At 57.4% G+C, this 22,550-nt stretch carries 20 protein-coding genes, 2 pseudogenes and 1 other annotated feature; of the genes and pseudogenes, 1 reads left to right on the forward strand and 21 read right to left on the reverse strand.

All coding sequences use genetic code 11. The annotated features are described in order from the left end of the window. Window positions 1-29: 29 nt before the first annotated feature. The 21 genes and pseudogenes from rpoC to SD70_RS26785 form a co-directional block, all read right to left on the reverse strand. Window positions 30-3,650, reverse strand: a complete 3,621-nt coding sequence (gene rpoC, locus SD70_RS26685; RefSeq protein WP_041051336.1) for a DNA-directed RNA polymerase subunit beta' — start codon at window positions 3,648-3,650, stop codon at window positions 30-32. 95 nt (window positions 3,651-3,745) lie between these two features. Continuing rightward, window positions 3,746-7,282, reverse strand: a complete 3,537-nt coding sequence (gene rpoB / locus SD70_RS26690; protein WP_041051302.1) for a DNA-directed RNA polymerase subunit beta — start codon at window positions 7,280-7,282, stop codon at window positions 3,746-3,748. A 414-nt stretch (window positions 7,283-7,696) separates the two neighbouring features. After that, complete coding sequence (locus SD70_RS26695; RefSeq protein WP_041051304.1) at window positions 7,697-8,293, reverse strand: class I SAM-dependent methyltransferase; 597 nt, start codon at window positions 8,291-8,293, stop codon at window positions 7,697-7,699. Window positions 8,294-8,375: 82 nt separating this feature from the next. After that, window positions 8,376-8,741: a 50S ribosomal protein L7/L12 gene (gene rplL / locus SD70_RS26700; protein ID WP_041051305.1), complete on the reverse strand. Its 366-nt coding sequence runs from the start codon at window positions 8,739-8,741 to the stop codon at window positions 8,376-8,378. Between the two features lie 54 nt (window positions 8,742-8,795). Then, window positions 8,796-9,308: a 50S ribosomal protein L10 gene (rplJ, locus tag SD70_RS26705; protein WP_041051306.1), complete on the reverse strand. Its 513-nt coding sequence runs from the start codon at window positions 9,306-9,308 to the stop codon at window positions 8,796-8,798. Window positions 9,309-9,401: 93 nt separating this feature from the next. Further along, window positions 9,402-9,557: a sequence feature (ribosomal protein L10 leader region), on the reverse strand. Window positions 9,558-9,622: 65 nt separating this feature from the next. After that, window positions 9,623-10,315, reverse strand: coding sequence for a 50S ribosomal protein L1 (gene rplA, locus SD70_RS26710; RefSeq protein ID WP_041051308.1), 693 nt, complete (start codon window positions 10,313-10,315; stop codon window positions 9,623-9,625). Between the two features lie 96 nt (window positions 10,316-10,411). Continuing rightward, window positions 10,412-10,837 carry a 50S ribosomal protein L11 gene (rplK, locus tag SD70_RS26715; protein ID WP_041051310.1) on the reverse strand — a complete coding sequence of 142 codons (426 nt, stop codon included), beginning with the start codon at window positions 10,835-10,837 and terminating at the stop codon, window positions 10,412-10,414. 96 nt (window positions 10,838-10,933) lie between these two features. Beyond that, complete coding sequence (nusG, locus tag SD70_RS26720) at window positions 10,934-11,467, reverse strand: transcription termination/antitermination protein NusG (RefSeq protein WP_041051311.1); 534 nt, start codon at window positions 11,465-11,467, stop codon at window positions 10,934-10,936. Window positions 11,468-11,491: 24 nt separating this feature from the next. Continuing rightward, the gene (gene secE, locus SD70_RS26725; RefSeq protein WP_041051313.1) at window positions 11,492-11,704 is read right to left on the reverse strand and encodes a preprotein translocase subunit SecE; all 213 of its coding nucleotides are present in this window, start codon (window positions 11,702-11,704) and stop codon (window positions 11,492-11,494) included. 15 nt (window positions 11,705-11,719) lie between these two features. Next, a complete protein-coding gene (rpmG, locus tag SD70_RS26730) occupies window positions 11,720-11,869 on the reverse strand; it encodes a 50S ribosomal protein L33 (RefSeq protein ID WP_041051315.1) in 150 nt (49 codons plus the stop codon). A gap of 299 nt (window positions 11,870-12,168) precedes the next feature. Next, entirely contained in the window at window positions 12,169-12,813 is a 645-nt protein-coding gene (gene sigH, locus SD70_RS26735) for an RNA polymerase sporulation sigma factor SigH (RefSeq protein ID WP_041051316.1), read from the reverse strand. A 257-nt stretch (window positions 12,814-13,070) separates the two neighbouring features. Next, window positions 13,071-13,583, reverse strand: coding sequence for an NYN domain-containing protein (locus SD70_RS26740; protein WP_041051318.1), 513 nt, complete (start codon window positions 13,581-13,583; stop codon window positions 13,071-13,073). Between the two features lie 12 nt (window positions 13,584-13,595). Then, window positions 13,596-14,335 (reverse strand): annotated as a pseudogene (rlmB, locus tag SD70_RS26745) (23S rRNA (guanosine(2251)-2'-O)-methyltransferase RlmB). Window position 14,336: 1 nt separating this feature from the next. Next, the gene (locus tag SD70_RS26750) at window positions 14,337-14,768 is read right to left on the reverse strand and encodes a Mini-ribonuclease 3 (protein ID WP_041051320.1); all 432 of its coding nucleotides are present in this window, start codon (window positions 14,766-14,768) and stop codon (window positions 14,337-14,339) included. A gap of 14 nt (window positions 14,769-14,782) precedes the next feature. Further along, window positions 14,783-16,179, reverse strand: a pseudogene (gene cysS / locus SD70_RS26755) (cysteine--tRNA ligase). Further along, window positions 16,160-16,864, reverse strand: coding sequence for a serine O-acetyltransferase EpsC (gene epsC / locus SD70_RS26760; RefSeq protein ID WP_041051321.1), 705 nt, complete (start codon window positions 16,862-16,864; stop codon window positions 16,160-16,162). Before epsC ends, cysS begins: the two are co-directional and overlap by 20 nt. Before the next feature lie 661 nt (window positions 16,865-17,525). Next, on the reverse strand, window positions 17,526-18,989 hold the full coding sequence (gene gltX / locus SD70_RS26765; protein ID WP_041051323.1) for a glutamate--tRNA ligase: 1,464 nt from the start codon (window positions 18,987-18,989) through the stop codon (window positions 17,526-17,528). 93 nt (window positions 18,990-19,082) lie between these two features. Next, complete coding sequence (locus SD70_RS36440; RefSeq protein ID WP_156158211.1) at window positions 19,083-19,316, reverse strand: hypothetical protein; 234 nt, start codon at window positions 19,314-19,316, stop codon at window positions 19,083-19,085. Between the two features lie 252 nt (window positions 19,317-19,568). Next, window positions 19,569-20,045, reverse strand: coding sequence for a 2-C-methyl-D-erythritol 2,4-cyclodiphosphate synthase (gene ispF, locus SD70_RS26775; protein WP_041051327.1), 477 nt, complete (start codon window positions 20,043-20,045; stop codon window positions 19,569-19,571). After that, window positions 20,042-20,743: a 2-C-methyl-D-erythritol 4-phosphate cytidylyltransferase gene (ispD, locus tag SD70_RS26780; protein ID WP_041051329.1), complete on the reverse strand. Its 702-nt coding sequence runs from the start codon at window positions 20,741-20,743 to the stop codon at window positions 20,042-20,044. The genes ispF and ispD overlap by 4 nt, the downstream gene beginning before the upstream one ends. A gap of 80 nt (window positions 20,744-20,823) precedes the next feature. After that, the gene (locus SD70_RS26785; protein WP_041051330.1) at window positions 20,824-21,888 is read right to left on the reverse strand and encodes a PIN/TRAM domain-containing protein; all 1,065 of its coding nucleotides are present in this window, start codon (window positions 21,886-21,888) and stop codon (window positions 20,824-20,826) included. Window positions 21,889-22,025: 137 nt separating this feature from the next. Between SD70_RS26785 and SD70_RS26790 the strand changes: the two genes are divergently transcribed. Next, entirely contained in the window at window positions 22,026-22,421 is a 396-nt protein-coding gene (locus SD70_RS26790; protein ID WP_041051332.1) for a hypothetical protein, read from the forward strand. Window positions 22,422-22,550: the final 129 nt, after the last annotated feature.

The following is a 22,550-nucleotide window of genomic DNA, read 5'->3' on the forward strand; positions in this document are numbered from 1 at the left end:
ACGGCATATATTGCCAGAGAGACCGAACGTTATTCGACAGCAACAGTTTCCATCTCGGCGCCTTCGAATTGCTCCTGCGCTTCGTTAGGATCCTTGATGCGAATGTTGCGGTAGCGCGACATTCCGGTTCCGGCCGGAATCAGCTTGCCGATAATGACGTTTTCCTTGAGACCGAGCAGCTGGTCGACTTTGCCTTTGATCGCGGCATCGGTCAGGACGCGCGTCGTTTCCTGGAACGAAGCGGCGGAGAGGAAAGAGTCTGTCTCCAGCGACGCTTTCGTAATGCCGAGCAGCACCGGCTTGGCGACTGCAGGCTCGGCGCCCGAGAGCAGCACCGCCCTGTTCGCTTCCTCGTATTCGTGCATGTCGACGAAAGATCCCGGCAGCAGCGTCGTGTCGCCGGCGTCGATGATGCGGATTTTGCGCAGCATCTGACGGATCATGACTTCGATATGCTTGTCGTTGATTTCTACGCCCTGGTTCCGGTATACGCGCTGAACTTCCTGGAGAATGTAGTTCTGCACGCCGCGAATGCCCTTGATGCGCAGCATTTCCTTCGGGTCGATCGAACCTTCGGTCAGCTCGTCGCCGGCCTCGATTTCCTGCCCCACCGATACGCCGACGCGGGAACCGAACGGCACCGAGTACGTTTTGGACTCGGCTTCGCCTTCGACGACGATTTCGCGGCGGTCCTTCGCATCGCGAATGTCCTTCACGACGCCGTCGATTTCGGAAATGATCGCTTGACCCTTCGGGTTGCGGGCCTCGAACAGCTCCTGAATCCGCGGCAAACCTTGCGTAATGTCGTCGCCGGCAACGCCACCGGTGTGGAACGTACGCATCGTCAGCTGCGTTCCCGGCTCGCCGATCGATTGCGCCGCGATAATGCCGACAGCTTCGCCGATCTCGACGTGCTGGCCTGTTGCCAGGTTGCGGCCGTAGCACTTTTTGCACACGCCGTGGCGGGAGCGGCAGCTGAGCACCGAACGAATTTGTATTTTTTCGACGCCGGCTTTAATGATGGCATCGGCCACGGTAGCGTCGATCAGCTGGTTGCGGTGGCAAAGCACTTCGCCGGTCTGCGGATGACGCACCGTTTCGAACGAGTAACGGCCTTCGATCCGGTCGTACAGATCTTCGATAACTTCTTTGCCGTCCTGGATTTTGGTGACAAGGAACCCTTTATCGGTACCGCAATCATCCTCGCGAACGATCACGTCCTGCGCAACGTCGACGAGACGGCGGGTCAAATAGCCCGAGTCGGCCGTCCGCAGCGCGGTATCGGCAAGACCTTTGCGCGCGCCGTGCGTGGAGATGAAGTACTCGAGAACGGTAAGGCCCTCGCGGAAGTTCGACTTGATCGGGAGCTCGATAATTTTGCCGGCCGGGTTCGCCATAAGGCCCCGCATGCCGCCGAGCTGCGTAATCTGCGATTTGTTGCCGCGCGCCTTGGATTCCACCATCATGTTGATGGAGTTGTACTTGTCGAGCGATTTCATCAAAATATCCGTAATTTCGTCCTTCGCCTTCGACCAGATCGCAATGACGCGGTCGTAACGCTCTTCGTCGGTGATCAAACCGCGGCGGTACTGGTTCGTGACGGTGCGGACCTTCTCGTCGGAATCTTTCAGAATCGCGACTTTCTCCTGCGGCACCACGACGTCGGCGACGGCGACGGTAATGCCGGCGCGGGTCGAGTACGTGAAGCCGAGCTCCTTGATTTTATCGAGAATAACCGAAGTTTGCGTCGTATGGTAGCGGCGGAAGCACTCGGCGATAATCGAGCCGAGATACTCTTTGCCTACGGCTTTCTCTTCCGGCAGCTCCGCCATGCGAGCCCGCAGGTCGGCACCTTTCTCGTGCACGAAATATTTTTCCGGAATCCCGTTCAACAGATTCGTCTTCGTCGCCTCGTTAATGTACGGGAAGTCCGACGGGAATATTTCGTTGAAAATGATTTTGCCGATGTTGGTAATCAGCATCGCATCCTGCTGCGCGTCGGTGAAGCTCGCTTTGTTCAGCGCGCGCGCCGGAATGGCCACCCGCGCATGCAGAGAGGCGCGGCCGCTCTGGTAAGCGGACACCGCTTCGTTCACGGTGCGCAGGATCATGCCGGCGCCTTTGCCTTCCTTGTTGTCCATGGTCAAGTAGAACGAACCGAGAACCATGTCCTGCGAAGGAGTAACGACCGGCTTGCCGTCTTTCGGGTTCAGGATGTTGCCGGAGGCGAGCATCAGGATGCGCGCTTCCGCTTGCGCCTCGGCCGAAAGCGGCACGTGCACGGCCATCTGGTCGCCGTCGAAGTCGGCGTTGTACGCCGTACAAACGAGCGGGTGCAGCTTGATGGCGCGGCCTTCCACGAGAATCGGCTCGAACGCCTGGATGCCGAGACGGTGCAGCGTCGGCGCGCGGTTGAGCAGCACCGGATGCTCCTTGATCACTTCTTCGAGAACGTCCCATACTTCCGGGGAGACGCGCTCGACTTTGCGCTTCGCGCTTTTGATGTTATGGGCGAGGCCCTTGTTGACAAGCTCCTTCATGACGAACGGCTTGAACAGCTCAAGCGCCATTTCTTTCGGCAGTCCGCATTGGTACATCTTCAAGCTCGGGCCTACGACGATAACCGAACGGCCGGAGTAGTCGACGCGCTTGCCGAGCAGGTTTTGCCGGAAGCGGCCCTGCTTGCCCTTCAGCATATGGCTGAGCGACTTGAGCGGACGGTTGCCCGGGCCCGTTACCGGGCGGCCGCGGCGGCCGTTGTCGATAAGTGCGTCGACAGCTTCCTGCAGCATCCGTTTCTCGTTCTGGACGATAATGTCCGGAGCGCCCAGATCGAGCAGACGCTTCAGACGGTTGTTGCGGTTAATGACGCGGCGGTACAGATCGTTCAGGTCGGACGTCGCGAAGCGGCCGCCGTCCAGCTGCACCATCGGACGAAGCTCCGGCGGAATAACCGGGAGGACGTCGAGCACCATCCAGTCCGGACGGTTTTTCGAGTTGCGGAATGCTTCCATCACTTCGAGCCGCTTGATGGCCCGGTTGCGGCGCTGTCCCTGGGCAGTCTTGAGCTCTTCCTTCAGCATCTCGACTTCGCGGTCGAGGTCGATGTCCTGGAGCAGCTTCTTGACCGCTTCCGCACCCATGCCCGCCTGGAAGGCGTAGCCGTACTTCTCGCGATAGCTGCGGTATTCTTTCTCCGACAGCAGCTGCTTTTTCTCCAGCGGCGTATCGCCAGGATCGGTTACGACATAAGATGCGAAATAAATGATCTCCTCGAGCGAACGGGGCGACATGTCGAGAGCGAGGCCCATGCGGCTCGGAATGCCTTTGAAATACCAGATATGCGATACCGGAGCGGCGAGCTCGATATGGCCCATCCGTTCGCGGCGCACTTTTTGACGGGTTACCTCGACGCCGCAGCGATCGCAGACGACGCCTTTATAACGGACGCGCTTGTACTTGCCGCAATGACATTCCCAGTCCTTCGTTGGCCCGAAAATTTTCTCGCAGAACAAGCCTTCTTTCTCCGGCTTGAGCGTTCTGTAGTTGATCGTTTCCGGCTTCTTGACTTCCCCGCGGGACCAGGAACGGATTTTATCCGGCGATGCCAAGCCGATTTTCATAAACTCAAAGTTGTTGACGTCCATCAGGAGCAACCCTCCTTGGGAAGAATGTAGCTTGCTGGCCGGTCCCGCCCGGGCGGAAGCTTGCGCTTCGGGCCCGTGCGGGAAACCTTCGTAACCGTTTATTCTACGCCGAGTTCGGCACCTTCAAGATTGAGGTTCAGCTTGTCGGACGAAACGTCTTCGTCGTCGTCGATCTCTTTCATTTCGATCTCTTCCTCGTCGCCGGACAAGATCTTTACGTCCATGCCCAAGCTTTGCAGCTCTTTGATCAATACCTTGAACGACTCCGGCACTCCCGGCTCCGGCACGTTCTCGCCCTTGACGATCGATTCGTACGTCTTCACGCGGCCCACGACGTCGTCGGACTTCACGGTCAAAATTTCCTGCAGCGTATAGGCCGCGCCGTATGCTTCGAGCGCCCACACTTCCATCTCGCCGAAGCGCTGGCCGCCGAACTGCGCTTTACCGCCGAGCGGCTGCTGCGTAACGAGCGAGTACGGACCGGTGGAACGGGCGTGAATTTTGTCGTCGACCATGTGCGCAAGCTTGATCATGTACATGACGCCTACGGTTACCTCGCGCTCAAACGGTTCGCCGCTGCGCCCGTCGTACAGGATCGTCTTGCCGTTGCGCTGCATGCCGGCTTCTTCCATCGTGTCGAACACGTCGTTTTCACGGGCGCCGTCGAATACCGGCGTGGCCGTATGAATGCCGAGCATGCGGGCGGCCATGCCGAGGTGGACTTCAAGCACCTGCCCAATGTTCATCCGCGACGGAACGCCGAGCGGGTTGAGGACGACTTCGACCGGAGTTCCGTCCGGCAGGAACGGCATATCTTCTTCCGGCAGAATGCGGGCGATTACCCCTTTGTTGCCGTGACGTCCGGCCATTTTGTCGCCTTCGGAAATTTTCCGTTTCTGGGCGATATAGACGCGAACGAGCTGGTTCACTCCCGGCGGAAGCTCGTCGCCGTTCTCGCGCGTGAACACCTTCACGTCGACAACGATACCGTCGGTACCGTGCGGCACGCGCAGCGACGTATCGCGGACTTCGCGCGCTTTCTCGCCGAAAATCGCATGCAGCAGGCGCTCTTCCGCAGTCAGCTCGGTCACGCCCTTCGGCGTCACTTTGCCGACCAGAATGTCGCCGGCGCCGATTTCCGCACCGACGCGAATGATGCCGCGCTCGTCGAGGTTTTTCAGCGCGTCTTCGCCCACGTTCGGGATGTCGCGCGTAATTTCCTCCGGCCCAAGCTTCGTATCGCGCGCTTCGGACTCGTATTCTTCAATGTGAATGGACGTATAAACGTCTTCCTTCACAAGCTTCTCGCTAAGCAAAATGGCATCCTCGTAGTTGTAGCCTTCCCATGTCATAAAGGCAACGACGACGTTGCGGCCAAGCGCCAATTCGCCCTGCTCCGTGGACGGCCCGTCAGCCAAAATGTCGCCGGGCTTAATGATGTCGCCCTTATGCACGATCGGACGCTGGTTAACGCAAGTGCCTTGGTTGGAACGAATGAATTTGTGCAGCTTGTATTTGATCAGGTTGCCGCTCACGGTTTTGCCGTCAACCGTTTCCTGGCGGCGCAGCCAAATTTCGTTGGCGGCTACCCGCTCGATAACGCCGTGATATTTGGATACAATACATACCCCGGAGTCTTTGGCCGACTTATGCTCCATGCCGGTGCCGACGAGCGGCGACTTCGGCACGAGAAGCGGCACTGCCTGACGCTGCATGTTCGACCCCATGAGCGCGCGGTTGGAGTCGTCGTTTTCAAGGAACGGAATGAGCGCCGTAGCGACGGACACAACCTGCTTCGGCGATACGTCCATATAGTCGACGCGATCTTTAGGCAGAATAAGATGCTCGTCTTTATAACGCACAATAACCGTATCTTCTTTAAACGTTCCCTCATCCGTAAGCGCAGCGTTCGCCTGGGCGATAACGTAGTTATCTTCCTCATCCGCAGTCAGGTAGGAGATTTGATCCGTCACGATGCCCGTTTTCGGATCCACCCAGCGGTACGGCGCTTCGATAAAGCCATATTCGTTAATTCTGGCGAACGTCGACAGCGAGTTGATCAGACCGATGTTCGGACCTTCCGGCGTCTCGATCGGGCACATCCGGCCATAGTGCGAGTGGTGAACGTCGCGGACTTCCATCCCCGCGCGCTCCCTCGTCAGACCGCCGGGCCCGAGCGCGGACAGACGGCGCTTGTGCGTCAGCTCGGCCAGCGGGTTCGTCTGGTCCATGAACTGCGACAGCTGCGAGCTGCCGAAAAACTCTTTAATCGAAGCGATGACCGGACGAATGTTGATCAGCGCCTGCGGCGTAATGACGTTGGCGTCTTGAATCGACATCCGCTCGCGCACGACGCGCTCCATCCGGGAGAGGCCGATGCGGAACTGGTTTTGCAGCAGCTCACCGACCGAACGAAGGCGGCGGTTGCCGAGATGGTCGATGTCGTCGGTGCTGCCGATGCCGTGCAGCAAATTCATGAAATAGTTGATTGAGGCGATAATATCGGCAGGGGTGATATGCTTGACGTTCTTTTCGATGAAGCCGTTGGAAATGACCTTGACGATCTTTCCGTCTTCATTGGGCGAGTACACAGCGACGCATTGAACCGGAATGCTGCTTTCTTCCAGCACGCCGCCGGCGGCGTTGAACCGCTTGCTGCCGATGCCTTTCTCGAGATGCGGAAGAAGCTCGTCGAGCGCGCGGCGGTCGAGCAGCTGCCCGGCTTGCGCCAATATTTCGCCGGTTTCCGGGTCGATCAAAGTTTCGGCCAGCCGCTGGTTGAACAGGCGATTTTTGATATGCAGCTTCTTGTTGATTTTGTAACGGCCTACGTTGGCGAGGTCGTAACGCTTCGGATCGAAGAAGCGGGCGATGAGCAAGCTTCTGGCGTTATCGAGCGTAGGCGGCTCGCCCGGACGAAGGCGCTCGTATATTTCGATCAGCGCTTTATCCGTCGAATCGGTGTTATCTTTGTCGAGGGTGTTGCGAATATACTCGTCGTCGCCGAGCAGATCGAGAATTTCCGCGTCAGTGCCGAAGCCAAGGGCACGAAGCAGCACCGTCACCGGAATTTTCCGGGTCCGGTCGATCCGCACGTAGATGATGTCCTTCGCGTCCGTTTCCAGCTCCAGCCATGCCCCGCGGTTCGGGATGACAGTAGCGGTAAAAGTTTTCTTGCCGTTTTTATCGACTTTGGTGCTATAGTAAACACTGGGCGAGCGAACGAGCTGGGAGACGATGACACGCTCGGCGCCGTTAATAATGAACGTGCCGGTATCGGTCATGATCGGGAAATCGCCCATGAACACTTCTTGTTCCTTCACTTCGCCGGTTTCCTTGTTGATCAAGCGCACTTTGACCCGCAGAGGGGCCGCATAAGTGACGTCGCGCTCTTTCGATTCATCGACGGAGTACTTCGGCTCGCCCAAGCTGTAATCGATGAATTCCAACACCAGATTCCCGGTGAAGTCCTGAATCGGGGAAATGTCCTGGAACATCTCGCGAAGACCTTCCTCCAGGAACCATTCGTACGATTTCTGTTGGATTTCGATCAAGTTCGGGATTTCGAGCACTTCATTAATTCGTGCATAAGTTCTGCGCTTACGTCGACCAAATTGAACAAGCTGTCCCGCCAACTTCGATTCACCCCTCAAGTCTACTTCAATTGGTAAAAACAAAGAAAAACGTCGTGGCGACGTAGTTCATGGTGCCTTGCTGCTATAGGAAGTTTTTGTTGCTAAAGCGGTACGGAATGTGCTTTAATAACAGCAAACGCATTCGTCCGAACTAGCGATCGCCGGCCAGCGCCGGCCCGTCCCAAAGCGAAAACCGCGCATTTCGATAGCTTTCGCAGGTTCCGGAGATTTGTGCTCATCATGTAAGAGTTGCCTAAAATTTTAACATTATACGTTCGCGTTAAAATTTTATTCATCACTCCTCAAAAAAATCTTGACATTTTGATGAATGTCGACACGACGAGCAATTTTAATGCTGACATTTTCTAATAATACCACATAGCCTGAGTCAAGTCAAATAATTTTCCTCCATCATCACCGTCTCGCCCGAAAAATTTTATACCCCTTGTCTCGATTCACCTCTTGCACATCCCCATAGATCGTTTCCAGCTTGGCAAACGCCGACGGCGCTCCCTGCTTTTTCTGAATGACGACCCACAGCGATCCTCCCGGCTTCAGCACGTCATAAGCATCCGTGAATATGCGGTGAACCGTTTCTTTGCCGGCGCGAATCGGCGGATTCGTGAGCACCGCGTCGAACCGCCGCCCATGCACGCGCTCCAGCAAGTCGCTTTGCATCACCGTTACGTTGCGGATTCCGTTCAGCTCCGCGTTCCGCCGCGCCAGCTCCACCGCCCGCTCGTTGATGTCTACCATTACGACATGCCCCTCCGCTGCGGCGGCAGCCGCCGCAAGCCCCATCGGTCCATAGCCGCAGCCGACGTCAAGCACTTCCGCATTCGGCTCAAGCTCCATCGTCTCGATCAGCAGCCGGCTGCCGAAATCGACCCCTTCCTTCGAGAACACCCCGGCGTCTGTCACGAACTCGTACGTTCGGCCGCGCAGCGTCGCCCGAATCGTCCGTTCGTCGTGAGCGGCCGTCGGCTTCTGCGAATAATAATGGTCGGACAAGCTCCCAAAACCTCCTGCACAATGCAAAATGAACCTCTAGGCCAAAGCGGCAAGAGGTTCATTTTTACATTGAGGCTAGTAATTACTTCACTTCTACCGTAGCGCCGGCTTCGGTCAGCTTCGCCTTGATGGCCTCAGCTTCATCTTTGCCGATTTTCTCTTTGATCGGCTTCGGTGCGCCGTCTACGAGGTCTTTCGCTTCTTTCAGGCCGAGACCCGTAATTTCGCGAACGACTTTGATGACGTTGATTTTCGACGCGCCGGCATTCGCCAGGATAACGTCGAACTCAGTTTGCTCAGCAACTTCAGCTGCTGCTGCGCCGCCGGCAACAACTGCAACCGGAGCTGCAGCAGTTACGCCGAATTCTTCTTCGATGGCTTTCACGAGATCGTTCAGTTCCAGAACGGTCATGCCTTTAATGGCTTCAAGGATTTGCTCTTTAGACATGGGATAACCTCCGTTATCTTAATAGATTGTATTGGTCACGCTGGCGAGACGGTCTTACGCTTGTTGCGCTCCGCCCTCTTGCTTCTCCGCCACGGCTTTAACCGCAAGGGCGAAGTTGCGCATCGGCGCTTGCAGCACGCTGAGGAGCATGGACAGAAGACCTTCGCGGGAAGGCAGGTTGGCCAGAGCCTGAATCTGGCTCAGGTCGACGACGCGGCCTTCGACTACGCCGCCTTTCACTTTCAAAGCTTCGTTCTTCTTGGCGAAATCAGTCAAGATTTTCGCCGGAGCTACGACATCTTCCTTGCTGAACGCAATGGCCGTCGGGCCGGTCAGATGAGCGTCCAGGTCGGTCAATTCGGCATTCGCTGTAGCGCGGCGAGCCAGCGTGTTTTTCAGCACCTGGAACTCGACACCCGCTTCGCGAAGCGATTTGCGCAGTTCGGTCACTTGCGCTACAGTCAAACCGCGGTAGTCGGTCACGATCGTGCAGGAGCAGCCTTTCAGCTTCTCCGCCACTTCGGCAACGGCTTGCGATTTTTGCTCAAGAACTTTCGCGTTAGGCATGATGGACACCTCGCTTCTTCATAACATGGTTAACTGCTTTCGTGTTGCTCTGCGGTGTAGGCATGAAGCATTTCTGACGCCCGGCCGAAACCGGCGGACATAAGAAATGCCTTCGTAGACACTACGAAGGCATGATCGGGTCACGCGAAATTCCGCTTGCGGAAACTGCGCATCTATCATAACACCTCGGTAGGACATTAAGCTCTGCCAGAGAGCACCTACTGTCTACGGTCTGCTATTCAATTGCTACATTGCTTCGTACAGGTTAGCATGCCGGACACGCAAAGTCAACCGGTGATGCTTTCCTGCATTCATTAGCGCAGGGCGGCTGCGTTGACGCGCACGCTCGGACCCATCGTCGAGGAAACCGCTACGCCTTTCAGGTATATGCCTTTGGCGGCGGCAGGCTTCGCGCGGTTGAGCGCATCGATCAGAGCACGGAAGTTTTCTTGCAGCTTCTCAGCGTCAAAGGAAACTTTGCCGATCGGAGCGTGAATTTGACCCGCTTTGTCGAGACGGTATTCGATTTTACCTGCTTTGATTTCTTGTACGGCTTTCGTTACGTCGAACGTTACCGTACCTGCTTTCGGGTTCGGCATAAGGCCTTTGCCGCCGAGCAGACGGCCAAGCTTACCGACTTCGCTCATCATATCCGGAGTGGCTACGCAGACGTCGAAGTCGAACCAGCCTTGCTGAATGCGGTTGATCAGGTCTTGATCCCCTACATAGTCAGCGCCGGCAGCTTCCGCTTCCTTCGCCTTGTCGCCTTTCGCGAATACGAGTACGCGTTGGGTTTTGCCAGTGCCGTGCGGAAGTACGACGACGCCGCGCACGTTCTGGTCTTGCTTTCTCGGATCGACGCCGAGACGGACAGCGACGTCGACGGTCTCGTCGAACTTCGCCGTGGCGGTTTTCTTCACAAGCTCGATAGCTTCGTTCGCTTCGTAAAAAGTCTCAGCGTTAACGAGCTTCGCCGCTTCTTGGTATTTCTTGCCGTGTTTGGCCATGTTGAAGCTCCTCCTCAAGTGGTATTAGCGGAATATCCTCCCACTGTGTGCGGTTCGGTCGATGCCGAGCCGCTGCGCCCGCGTTGTGCGGCGCAATTAGTCTTCGATGACGACGCCCATGGAACGAGCGGTGCCTTCCACCATGCGCATAGCAGCCTCGACGGATGCAGCGTTCAGGTCAGGCATTTTTTGCTCGGCGATTTCACGCACTTTCGCGCGCTTGATCGTAGCGACTTTCTTCTTGTTCGGTTCGCCGGATCCTTTGTCGATGCCAGCGGCAACGCGCAGCAGAACGGCAGCCGGCGGCGTTTTCGTCTCGAATGTGAACGAGCGGTCTTCGAAAACGGAAATGACAACCGGGATGATGAGACCTGCTTGGTCGGCAGTGCGGGCGTTGAATTCTTTGCAGAATGCCATAATGTTTACGCCTGCTTGACCGAGCGCAGGACCGATCGGCGGTGCCGGATTCGCTTTGCCTGCGGGAACTTGAAGTTTTACCATCTTGATCACTTTTTTAGCCATGTAACACACCTCCTTGACGTAGTGTGGCCGATTTCCGATGCAGCACGCAAAGCAACCTGCCGCCGCGTGTCGCGCCATAGAACGCAGAAATGCGCCTTACAGCTTCTCCACTTGGCCGAAGTCCAGCTCCACCGGCGTTTCGCGGCCGAACATGTTGACGTGAACCTTCAGCTTGCCTTTGTCCGCGATAATGTCTTCGACAGTACCGACAAAGTTGGCGAACGGCCCGACTTTGACGCGCACCGTTTCCTTCAGCTCGAAATCGATCTTCGGCTTCGGCTCTTCGATGCCCATATGCTTCAGAATCGCATCGACTTCTTCCGGAAGCAGAGGCGTCGGCTTGGAGCCGGAACCCGTCGAGCCCACGAAGCCGGTCACACCGGGCGTGTTGCGCACGACATACCATGAATCGTCAGTCTGAATCATTTCTACGAGGACGTAGCCCGGGTAAACCTTGCGGGTTACGGTTTTGCGTTTCCCGTCTTTGGTCACCACTTCATCTTCCGTCGGCACGAGCACGCGGAAAATTTTGTCCTGCATTTCCATCGATTCGACGCGTTTTTCCAGGTTGGTCTTGACCTTATTCTCATACCCCGAATAGGTATGTACGACGTACCATCTCTTTTCCATCGCGGTCACCTTAACATCCCCAAGTTATTTGATGAACAATCGAACAAGCCCGGAGATTCCAAGGTCCAGCACGTAGAAGTACACGGTAACGAAGACTACGGTGGTCAATACCACGAGCGTGTAGCTGATGAGTTCTTTCCGGCTGGGCCACTTGACTTTCTTCAGTTCGCCCCAGCTGTCGGCAAAGAACGAAAACGTCGAGCCGAAGCTCTGTTTCATCTTCGCGAGAAAAGCCACAACCTACACCTCCGCTTACCTGGTTTCCCGATGAACGGTCTGAGCGTTGCAGAATCTGCAATATTTCTTGAGCTCAAGACGGTCCGGATTGTTGCGCTTGTTCTTCATGGTCGTATAGTTTCTTTGCTTGCAGTCCGTGCATGCCATCGTGATGATAACCCGCATGTTGTACACCTCCCGAAACAAAACCTGAAAGAGAACCCTATATGAAAAAATAAGCACACCTAGGCAAATTTTTAGGGCTACCCGAATAACTTTATCACAGGACAAATATCGTGTCAAGGAAAGGGGGATCGTGCGGGAAAAGCTTTGCGGCGCTCCGGGCAAGCACCGGACAAGCTCCGGCAGCATTTGGACATGCGCAATAGTTCCAGTATCGACGGGATGCCGGAAGTCTAAACCGCCGGGCGCGGACTATGGGCAAAATAAAAAAAACACCCTCACCTGCGATGACGGATGTTTCTTCATAAGTCGCGGATTTCCAAATAGCGTTCCAGCTTGCGCTTGACGCGCTGCAGGGCGTTGTCGATCGACTTCACGTGGCGGTCCAGGTCGACGGCGATTTCCTGGTACGATCGTCCGTCCAAATAGAGCATGAGCACCCGCCGCTCCAGATCGCTAAGAATTTCACCCATCTTGTCTTCGAGCCCGCTGAACTCTTCTTGATTGATGATCAGCTCTTCCGGGTCGGTGACGCGGGAGCCGCAAATGACATCGAGCAAAGTCCGGTCGGAATCTTCATCGTATATAGGTTTGTCCAAAGAAACGTAAGAGTTGAGGGGGATGTGCTTCTGCCGGGTGGCGGTCTTGATGGCGGTGATGATTTGCCGCGTGATGCAAAGCTCGGCGAACGCTTTGAACGAAGCCTGCTTGTCGCCCCGGAAGTCGCGAATCGACTTGTACAAGCCGATCATGCCCTCTTGCACGATGTCCTCGCGGTCGGCTCCGATCAGGAAATAAGACCGGGCTTTGGCTCTCACGAAATTTTTGTACTTGTTGATCAAGTACTCCAAGGCTTCGCTGTTGCCGTCGCGGACTGAATCGACGATGTCTTCGTCTGTCTTGAGGTCATAATCGTACATTCTCAACTCTTTGAGGTCGACGCTCACCAACAATCCCTCCGGCCGCAAACTACCCGAGCACCAAGTACGAAAGAGGAAACGCATGACGCCGTCTTGGGGACGAGTACGCTTTCTCGTAACGGATTCAGCCTGTGCAAAGGTATAACTCTAAAGATGTCAACTCTAGCAAGGATAGGATTAGTATAACGTATGTACTTGAAGACCGTCAACGGGGAAGCCCGTCAATTCTAGCATTTGGAGGTTTTCGGCCGGCTCGGAACCCGCTTCGGGCGGGCCTTGACCGCTCATTCCCCTCTGCGCATTTTTTCCAATTTCGCCAAAAGAGAGGGATCGATCCGGCTGTCGAGCGTGTTGCGCTCGGGCAGCGCCGGACGCTTGATTTTGTGCTGGATCTCCTTGCGCCCTTGGCGGATTCGGGTCAGCAGCTCGCTGGCGGTTAGGCGGAACGCGCCGAGGCCGAAGATGACGTGCTGCTCCATCATGTCCGAGGTGGCCACGTAAATTTGCCTGCGGCGCGCGATCAGCTCCGTCACGAGGCGTTCGATCAGCTCGTCGGCCGTCTCCTTCTCCTTCGTGTACAGCACCCGCAGTCGGTTTTGCCGGTATTCCTTGCCGAGGCCGGGCACCTGATACGCGTCGAAAACGAGCACGACCTTCACTCCGGAGAACGCCTGATATTCCGCCAGCATATCGATAAGCCGGTCGCGCGCTTCTTCCAGACTGACGTCGCGCAGCATTTGCAGCTGCGGCCAGGCGCCGATCATATTGTAGCCGTCGACGATGAGAAATTGTTCCATAACCGCCGCCGGTTAGCGGCGGTGCCGCTGCCGCACGACTTCGTACATCAGGACGCCCGCCGCAACGGAAGCGTTAAGCGAATTGAGCCGGCCGAACATCGGCAATGCCACGAGAAAATCGCATGACTCCTTCACGAGACGGCCGACGCCCTTCGCTTCGTTGCCGATGACGACGGCGATCGGGACGGTCAGGTCGGCGTCGTATACGGGCTGCTTGGCGGCAACGTCGGTGCCGGCAATCCAGACCCCCTTCTTCTTCAAGTCGTCGATCGTCTGCGCCAGGTTCGTTACGCGCGCTACGGGCACGTATTCGACAGCGCCCGCCGACGTCTTCGACACGGTGGCCGTCAGCCCGACAGAGCGGCGCTTCGGGATGATGACGCCATGGACGCCGGTGCATTCCGCCGTCCGCAGGATGGAGCCGAGATTGTGCGGATCCTCGATCTCGTCGAGCATAAGCAGGAACGGCGGCTCGCCTTTTGCCGCGGCGCGGGCGAGAATATCGTCCACTTCGGCGTACTCGTAAGCCGCCACCTGCGCCACGACGCCTGGTGCTGCATGTTCTCTGTCATCTGGTCGAGCTTGCGCTTGTCCACGAATTGAACGACGATGCCGTGCGCCTTCGCTTCGGCGACGATCGGCTGCGACAAATGCTTCTGCGCGCTCTCCGCGACCCAAATTTTGTTGATCGTGCGGCCGGATTTGAGCGCCTCCAGCACGGAGTGCTTGCCTCCGATATACTCTTCTGCCATGTTACGTTTCCTCCCGGCCCGCCGGCGCAGGCTCCGGCTCAATGACGAGCTGGGCGAGGCGGCGCAGCCTTGCATAGTCTTGCTTGTAATACAAGTACCCGATCAGGCACTCGAACGCGGTGCTGTGGCGGTACTCGAGAACATCCGCATTTTTGGGCGCGGAGCCCGACTTGGCGTTGCGGCCGCGCCGCACGATGTCGAGCTCCTCGTCCGTCAGCTCCGGCTGCAGGCGCTGGAGCGCCTTGGCCTGCGCCTTCGCGGACACGAAACGGGTCGATTGCCGGTGCAAATAGTTCGGACGCTGATTCGGCTGCGAAATGACGTACTGCCGCACGAACACCTCGAAGACGGCGTCGCCGATGTAGGCGAGCACAAGCGGATTCATTTGCCCCGGCTCGCGCGAGGGCGGGTACAAAAATAACGAGCTGTCCATGTATAGTCCTTCCCTTATTTCCGGCGCCAGCGAAGGCCTTGCGGCGTATCTTCGAGGATAATGCCCTGCTGCGTCAGCAAGTCGCGGATTTCGTCGCTCGCGCCCAATTTTTCGTTTTTCGCGCTTCCGTCCGCTCCGCGATGAGGCGCTCCACATCCTCGTCAAGCAAGCCTTCTTCCGCCGCCGGCAGCAATCCGAGCACGGCGTTCATCCGCCGGAACTCCTCGAGCAGCAGCTCAAGCGTCGCTACCGTAACCCGGTCCTGCTGCAAATACAAATTCGTCTCGGACACAAGCTCGAACATGGCGGTGATGGCGTCCGGCGTATTGAAATCATCGTTCATCTTCGCTTCGAACTGGCTGTGGACGGCCGCGATGCGCGCCCGGACGGCTTCGTCCGCCTCGCCCTGCGACGCCGCTCCGAGCCGGTGCTGCAAGTTGGCGTAGCAGTTATGGATGCGCTCCAGCGAATGCGTCGCCGCTCTGATGCTTTCGTCGCTGTAGTTGAGCGGGTTGCGGTAGTGCGCCGCCAAAATGAAGAAGCGGAACGCCTGCGGCTTCACGATCTTGACCATGTCCCGCACGAGAATGCCGTTGCCGAGCGACTTGGACATTTTCTCGTTGTCGATGTTGATGAAGGCGTTGTGCAGCCAGTAGCGCGCCATCGGTTTGCCCGTGAGCGCCTCGGTTTGCGCGATCTCGCATTCGTGGTGCGGGAACGCCAAATCTTGCCCGCCGCCGTGGATGTCGATCGTCTCGCCGAGGTATTTGCGGACCATCGCCGAGCATTCGATGTGCCAGCCCGGCCGGCCGTCGCCCCAAGGGGAAGGCCAGGAAATTTCGCCCGGCTTGGCCGCCTTCCACAGTACAAAATCTTGCGGATGCTCTTTCCGTTCATCCACCTCGATGCGGATGCCGTACTGCAATTCGTCGAGATTTTGGTGCGACAGCTTGCCGTATTCTTCAAATTTCTGCGTCCGGTAGTAGACGTCGCCGCCGCTCTCGTAAGCGTAGCCTTCCTGCACCAGCTTGTCGATGAAAGCGATAATCTCCGGAATGTTCTCGGTTACGCGCGGGTTGTTCGTCGCCGGCTCCACGCCGAGCACCGCCGTATCTTCGCGGTACGCGGCGATGAACAGCTCCGCCAGCTCCGGCACAGGCAGCTTCATCTCCTCCGACTTGCGGATCAGCTTGTCGTCGACGTCGGTGAAGTTGACGACATAGTTGACGTCGTAGCCGATCGAGCGCAAGTAGCGCCGCACCACGTCGAAGAAAATCGCCGGCCTGGCGTTGCCGATATGAATGTAGTTGTACACCGTCGGGCCGCATGCGTACATGCTCACTTTGCCCGGGATGAGCGGTTTAAATTCCTCGTTTTTGCGGGTTAGCGTGTTATACACTTTGAGCGTCATGCTCTCTTGTACCTCCCTTTCGAATTGTCTCCACAAGCTCCATACGTTCCTTGCGCATTTGTTCCATCTCCGCCTTCAGCGCATCGATCTGCCCTTGCAGACTGGTGCATACTTGCGTCACCGGATCGGGAAGGTCGGCATGGTTGAGCCTTCCGTTCGTAACGCGCACGCCGTCGCGCTTGACGATTTTGCCCGGGTTGCCTACTACGGTGCTGTTCGGCGGCACTTCCTGCAGCACGACCGCGTTCGCGCCGACGCGCGAATTGTCGCCGACCGTGAACGAGCCGAGCACTTTGGCGCCCGAGCCGACGACGACGTTGTTGCCGATCGTCGGGTGCCGCTTGCCTTTCTCCTTGCCGGTACCGCCGAGCGTGACGCCCTGGTACAGCACGACATCATCGCCGATCTCGCACGTTTCGCCGATGACGACGCCCATGCCGTGGTCGATGAAAAAGCGCCGCCCGATCTTCGCGCCGGGATGAATCTCGATGCCGGTCATAAACCGGTTGATCTGCGAAATCATCCGGGCTATCGTAAACATGCGCCGCTTGAAGAACCAATGGGCAATTCGATGGCTCCACAGCGCATGCAAACCGGAATAAGAGAATATTACCTCGAAAACGCTGCGCGCGGCAGGGTCGTTTTCAAATATGGTGGCGATATCTTCGCGCATCCTTTTCCACATCGCAAATCCCTCCAGTATGAAAGGAAACGGCTTACACTGTCTGGGGGACGAGCGCGTTTCCCGGGCATATAATGATGATGCAAGAAGAAACGGCCAAGGCCGTCCGTTCCAAGCGGCCCCCGTTTCTCGCACGAAATCGACGGTATAGGCGCAGCCTATACTTTCCGATGGAGCAAAAAACGCCCCCGCAGCCCGGCAAGGGCTGCAGAGGCGCATTTGGTCGCGGTTCCACTCTGCTTGGCGTGGCGCTCGCCGCTCGTATTGCGCGGGGCGCTTTCGCCATCTCGGGCGTCCGGTAACGGGGACGAATCGGCAGCGCCTACCCTGCTGATGGCAGCTCGGGACTGCAGCTCCCAGGCGCATTTCGGCTTCGGCGGAAGCGGATTGCTTGCAGCCAGGCGTCTGAAACGAAGGTACGGATCCCGATCAGACCGGCCAGCCGCGTGGCGGCGGTATCGTCTGACGGGCCAGCTGTTAGCTTGGCTTGGCGAACCGGCCTGCTTGGAAGCGGCGGCACGGCGCGACGAGCCAGCTTGCTCGTTTCTACACTTTCGGCAATCCTCTCTGGAGCTTCATCGCGGAGAAGCTTACTCTCCTGTTCGATGCTATTCGAATTTATACTGCTGTTAATTGAACTCAGTATAGCGCGAAAGCCGCAGTTTTACAACCGTTTGCGGAGCCGCTGCGCTACTTTGTCTTTGCCGAGCAAATACATCGTCATATCGAGGTCCGGACCGTGCATCTGTCCTGTAAGCGCGACGCGGGTCGTCATGAACAGCTGCTTGCCTTTGTACCCGGTCTCGGCTTGCACGGCTTTGAGCAGCCCTTTCATATGCTCGGGCGCCCATTCGCCGGCCCGCTCCACTTGGCTTAGCAAGCTGCCCAGCACGACCGGCGCGTAGTCTTCGTTCAAGATCGCGGCGGCTTCGTCGTTTTCGGCGGCGATATCGCCCGTGAAGAACAGCTTGGCTTCGTCCACGATTTGGGCGCCGTACTGGATCCGGTCCTGATACAGCTTTGTGAGCAGTAGAGCCCACTCTTTCTGTGCGGGATCCGGTTCGGCGGGAAGGTAGCCGGCCTTTTGCAGGTGCGGGATGCAGATGCCGGCAAGGCGGTCCGGATCGGCTTTTTTCCAATATTGCCCGTTCAGCCAATGCAGCTTGTCGGTGTCGAATACGGCCGGGCTGCGGGAAAGGCGGCTGGCGTCGAAAATCGAAATAAACTGCTCGCGGGAGAAAACTTCCTCTTCGCCGACCGGCGACCAGCCGAGCAATCCGATGAAATTGAAGAGCGCCTCCGGCAGAAATCCGAGCTGCTCATACTGCTCGATGAACTGTACTGCCGTTTCGTCGCGCTTGCTCAGCTTTTTGCGCTCCTCGTTGGTGATTAGCGACATATGGCCGAACTGCGGCACTTCCCAACCGAGAGCTTCGTACAGCATAAGCTGCCGCGGCGTATTGGAAATATGCTCTTGTCCGCGCAGAACGTGCGTAATTTTCATCAAATAATCGTCAACGACGACGGCGAAGTTATAGGTCGGAATACCGTCTTTCTTCACAATGACGAAGTCGCCGATATCGTTGGTGTCGAATGAAATATCGCCTTTCACCATATCGGTGAACGCATAGGACTTGCCGTCCGGCACGAGAAAGCGCACGCTCGGCTGCCGGCCTTCCGCCGCCAAAGCTTCCCGCTGCGCGTCGCTCAAATGCAGGCACTTGCGGGAGTAGCGCGGAGTTTCGCCTCGTGCAGCCTGCTCCTCCCGCTCCTTATCCAGCTCTTCTTCCGTGCAGTAACAGCGATAAGCATGTCCTTGATTTAACAGCTGCTCCCAGTATTGCTTGTATATGTCGAGCCGCTCCGTTTGCCGATAAGGGCCGTAGGGGCCTCCGATATCGATGCTTTCGTCCCACTCGATGCCCAACCACTTCAGATAATGCAATTGGTTGACGTCTCCGCCCTCTTTATTCCTCTTTACGTCGGTATCTTCGATACGAACGATGAACTCCCCGCCATGATGGCGTGCATACAAATAATTAAAAAGTGCCGTCCGTGCGCCGCCGATATGCAAATGCCCGGTCGGGCTCGGCGCGTAACGGACGCGAACTTGCGTTGCAGTCGACATGGTACGATTCCCCCTGCTTATGTTAACGGAACTGTATTCCGTTATTATATCATTTATCCGGATTTATTGTGAGAATAACGGAACGCGGTTCCGCTATTGTTCGTCGAAATGCCCGATGAACCCCGGGAACGCGCCCGGATTGGCCAAATAAGGGATCGGCGTTCCGTTAATTTCGGGAAATACCGGGAAATGTCGAGCATAACGGAACTGTGTTCCGCTATGGGCCGATTGGCTGCCGGCAACAGCGGCGCAAGTGTGGTTGCCTTTGCCCGCACCCGCCGCGCACGACTGAACGCATTCGCCTTTGTCGCATGCAAGCCTCCGCACGCGACGTCTATACTGCCGGCAGCGGCGTCGACTTCAATGCACAAGCGTGCACACATGGTCTCCAATTCCCGCTGCATGACGGTATCGCTGGTCACACGCGCATTGCAAAACTTGTGGCGCCGCAGATACCGAGGCAACGACAGGGCATGTCCAGTGCGGCAGCAGGGCCCGCCAGCGAGCCCGAGCCCGATGGCCGCTGAGCCTGCCCGCAGCGACACGAACGCCGTTCCCTCTACCGCAACAGCCATCCCGCTACTCCTTCACGAGGCACACGACCGCCTGGGCGGCGATGCCTTCGCCGCGGCCGGCGAAGCCGAGCTGCTCCGTCGTCGTCGCTTTCACGTTCACCTGCGACGGTTCGCCCTCCAGCGCAGCGGCTATAATCTCGATCATGCGCGGAATGTACGGCGCCATCTTCGGCTTCTGGGCGATGATCGTCGAATCGAGATTGCCGAGCCGGTAACCGCGCTCCCGCGCCAGACCCCATACGCGCTTCAGCAGCAGCAGCGAGTCCGCGTCCTTGAACGCCATGTCCGTATCGGGAAAATGCTTGCCGATATCGCCGAGCGCGAGCGCTCCGAGCACGGCGTCCGCTATCGCGTGCAGCAGCACGTCGGCGTCGGAGTGGCCGAGCAGCCCTTTCTCATACGGAATGTCTACCCCGCCGATGATGCACTTGCGGCCTTCCGCCAGCTGATGAACATCGAACCCTTGTCCAACTCGTATCATTCGCTCTCCCGCTCCCTGTTCCGTTCTCCATACCACTGCGCCCACGCGAGATCGTCGGGCGTCGTGATTTTGATATTCGTATAGTCCGACTGCACGACCCGCACCGGTTGGCCGAGCCGCTCCACGAGCATCGCGTCGTCGGTGCCGAGCACGCCGTCCCGTTCCGCAGCGGCGTGCGCCTTCTCCAGCAGCGGGCGGCGGAACGCCTGCGGCGTCTGAATCGCCCACAGCGTCCGTCGGTCTGGTGTGGAACGGATGATCCCGCCCTCATCGACGACCTTGATCGTGTCTTTCACCTGGACTGCCAGCACGGCGGCGCCATGCGCCACGGCCTCTTGCCAGCAGGCTATAATATGGGCAGGCTCGGCGAACGGCCGCACCGCATCGTGCACGAGCACCCACTCCACTTCCGCTCCGAGCGCCTTAAGCCCTGCGCGGACGGAATGCTGGCGCTCCGCGCCGCCGGCAACAACACGCACCTTGCGCAATCCGTATTCCACAGCATAGTCCAGGCAGCGCTCCATCTCCCCAGCGCCGACAACAAGCACGATTTCGCTCGCCTCGGCCATCCGTTCGAACGTTTCCAGTGTATGTACGAGGATCGGCTTGCCGCCAAGCGGCAAATATTGCTTGCTCTCCGCCGTTCCCATTCTCGTGCCTCTGCCCGCCGCCACAACGACGACGCCGAATGTGTCCATGCCTTCCCCACCAACCCGGGTATGACCCGCCAAATCTGAAAAAAGGATGCCGCCAGGGCATCCTCTTTATCATACTGGTTTTATTGCGCTTTTTCCAACAATTTCGGTTTGGCAAAAATCATCCGGCCCGCCGACGTCTGCAGCACGCTTGTTACCATAACCTCCAGCGTCGTGCCGATAAAATCGCGCCCGCTCTCGACGACGATCATCGTCCCGTCATCGAGGTAAGCGACGCCCTGGCCGTGCTCCTTGCCGTCCTTGATCACCTGCACGAAAATCTCCTCGCCCGGCAGCACGACCGGCTTGACGGCGTTGGCCAAATCGTTGATGTTCAGCACCGATACGCCCTGCAGCTCGCACACCTTGTTCAAATTGAAATCGTTCGTGATCACTTTGCCGCGCAGCACTTTGGCGAGCCGCACGAGCTTGCTGTCCACTTCGGAAATTTCTTCGAAATCCCCTTCGTAGATGAGCACCTTGACGTCGAGCTCTTTCTGAATTTTGTTCAAAATGTCGAGCCCGCGCCGGCCCCTGTTGCGCTTGAGCAAGTCCGAAGAATCGGCGATATGCTGCAGCTCCTCGAGCACGAATTCGGGAATGACGAGCGTTCCTTCGATAAACCCGGTTTTGCATATGTCCGCGATGCGGCCGTCGATGATGACGCTCGTATCGAGGATTTTGTGCTCCTCATAATTGCCGGCTTCGCTCTTGTCCTCGCTGCGGCCGCGGCCCGCACCAGCGCCGAACAGCGCCGCCAGCTCTTCCTTGCGGCTGCGCCCGACGCGCCAGCCGGCAAAGCCGAGCAGCGCCGTCATGAGCAGCGGAAGCAGCGCTCCCTCGTTCGCCTTGCTAAGCACAGGGAACAGCAGAACGGCGATGAGCAGGCCGATAACTAATCCTAATAGACCGGAAAATAAATCTTTCGCAGGAATTCGCGCCAAGCTCGTTTCCCCGCTCGCCACCGCTTTGCGGCCGAGCTCGAATAATCCCCCGGCCAAAACGAAAGATGCCGCCGCACCTAAGCCAAGCAGCATGTAAGCTTGTCCCGGCCAATCGGCCACGCCCCATAGCGGAAAAAGCGCGCTGAGCCGGTATGCCGTAAGTCCGCCCGTCACCGCCGCCGCCAATTGAAACCACTTTTTCAATTTCTGTCACCTCCACCTCACGGATTTCAGTAACAGTATGTTCCATTTCACCCAAGGATAATCATGGAAATTGAAACTTCTACCAGGTTGGTCTATAATGGGGGATGAATAACACTCCCGTGGCGAGGTGTAAAGGCATGAGTTCTCTGACGTTGAAGGAATTTCAAGACCAGGTGTCCGAACTGCTGCTTCGGCATCGCAGCTTATTAGACGTATTATCGAAATTCCAGCAGACGGGAGCAGCGGTCAACCGTGCCGTCGTCAAATCGATTACGGAGTGCGGATGCATCGAACTGAATGCCGCCAAGCAGGCGTACTCTCCGGATATGACGCTGGAAGAAGCAAAGAGCGTGCTGAATACTCACATGCAGGGACAATTGTGCGAAGCTTGCCGCGAGGTGATCGGCGCCGAGCTGGGCCGGAACCTGTTTTATATGTCGGCGCTCGGCAATTTGCTGAAGCTCAATTTGCAGGAGACCGTTGAAGACGAATCGAAGAAATGCTCGACGCTCGGGCTGTTTACCTTATCCTGATTGCCGTTAAAAAAAGCCTGAAGTCCACGATGGTCAAGACCCCAAATAGCGGACATTGAAAAAAGCCCTAAGCTGCTAGCTGACGTCGGTACTCTGCCGGCGTCAGCTTGTTTAGCTTTCTTTGCGCTC

The organism is Gordoniibacillus kamchatkensis (genome assembly GCF_000829455.1).
GTDB lineage: Bacteria > Bacillota > Bacilli > Paenibacillales > NBRC-103111 > Gordoniibacillus > Gordoniibacillus kamchatkensis.

Coding starts and splice junctions, on each gene's coding strand:
- rplL (WP_041051305.1), bottom strand. CDS start 8,741: ATGTCTAAAGAGCAAATCCTTGAAGCCATTAAAGGCATGACCGTTCTG.
- rplJ (WP_041051306.1), bottom strand. CDS start 9,308: ATGCCTAACGCGAAAGTTCTTGAGCAAAAATCGCAAGCCGTTGCCGAA.
- rplA (WP_041051308.1), bottom strand. CDS start 10,315: ATGGCCAAACACGGCAAGAAATACCAAGAAGCGGCGAAGCTCGTTAAC.
- rplK (WP_041051310.1), bottom strand. CDS start 10,837: ATGGCTAAAAAAGTGATCAAGATGGTAAAACTTCAAGTTCCCGCAGGC.
- nusG (WP_041051311.1), bottom strand. CDS start 11,467: ATGGAAAAGAGATGGTACGTCGTACATACCTATTCGGGGTATGAGAAT.
- rpmG (WP_041051315.1), bottom strand. CDS start 11,869: ATGCGGGTTATCATCACGATGGCATGCACGGACTGCAAGCAAAGAAAC.
- SD70_RS26740 (WP_041051318.1), bottom strand. CDS start 13,583: ATGGAACAATTTCTCATCGTCGACGGCTACAATATGATCGGCGCCTGG.
- SD70_RS26750 (WP_041051320.1), bottom strand. CDS start 14,768: ATGGACAGCTCGTTATTTTTGTACCCGCCCTCGCGCGAGCCGGGGCAA.
- epsC (WP_041051321.1), bottom strand. CDS start 16,864: ATGTGGAAAAGGATGCGCGAAGATATCGCCACCATATTTGAAAACGAC.
- gltX (WP_041051323.1), bottom strand. CDS start 18,989: ATGTCGACTGCAACGCAAGTTCGCGTCCGTTACGCGCCGAGCCCGACC.
- ispF (WP_041051327.1), bottom strand. CDS start 20,045: ATGATACGAGTTGGACAAGGGTTCGATGTTCATCAGCTGGCGGAAGGC.
- ispD (WP_041051329.1), bottom strand. CDS start 20,743: ATGGACACATTCGGCGTCGTCGTTGTGGCGGCGGGCAGAGGCACGAGA.
- SD70_RS26790 (WP_041051332.1), top strand. CDS start 22,026: ATGAGTTCTCTGACGTTGAAGGAATTTCAAGACCAGGTGTCCGAACTG.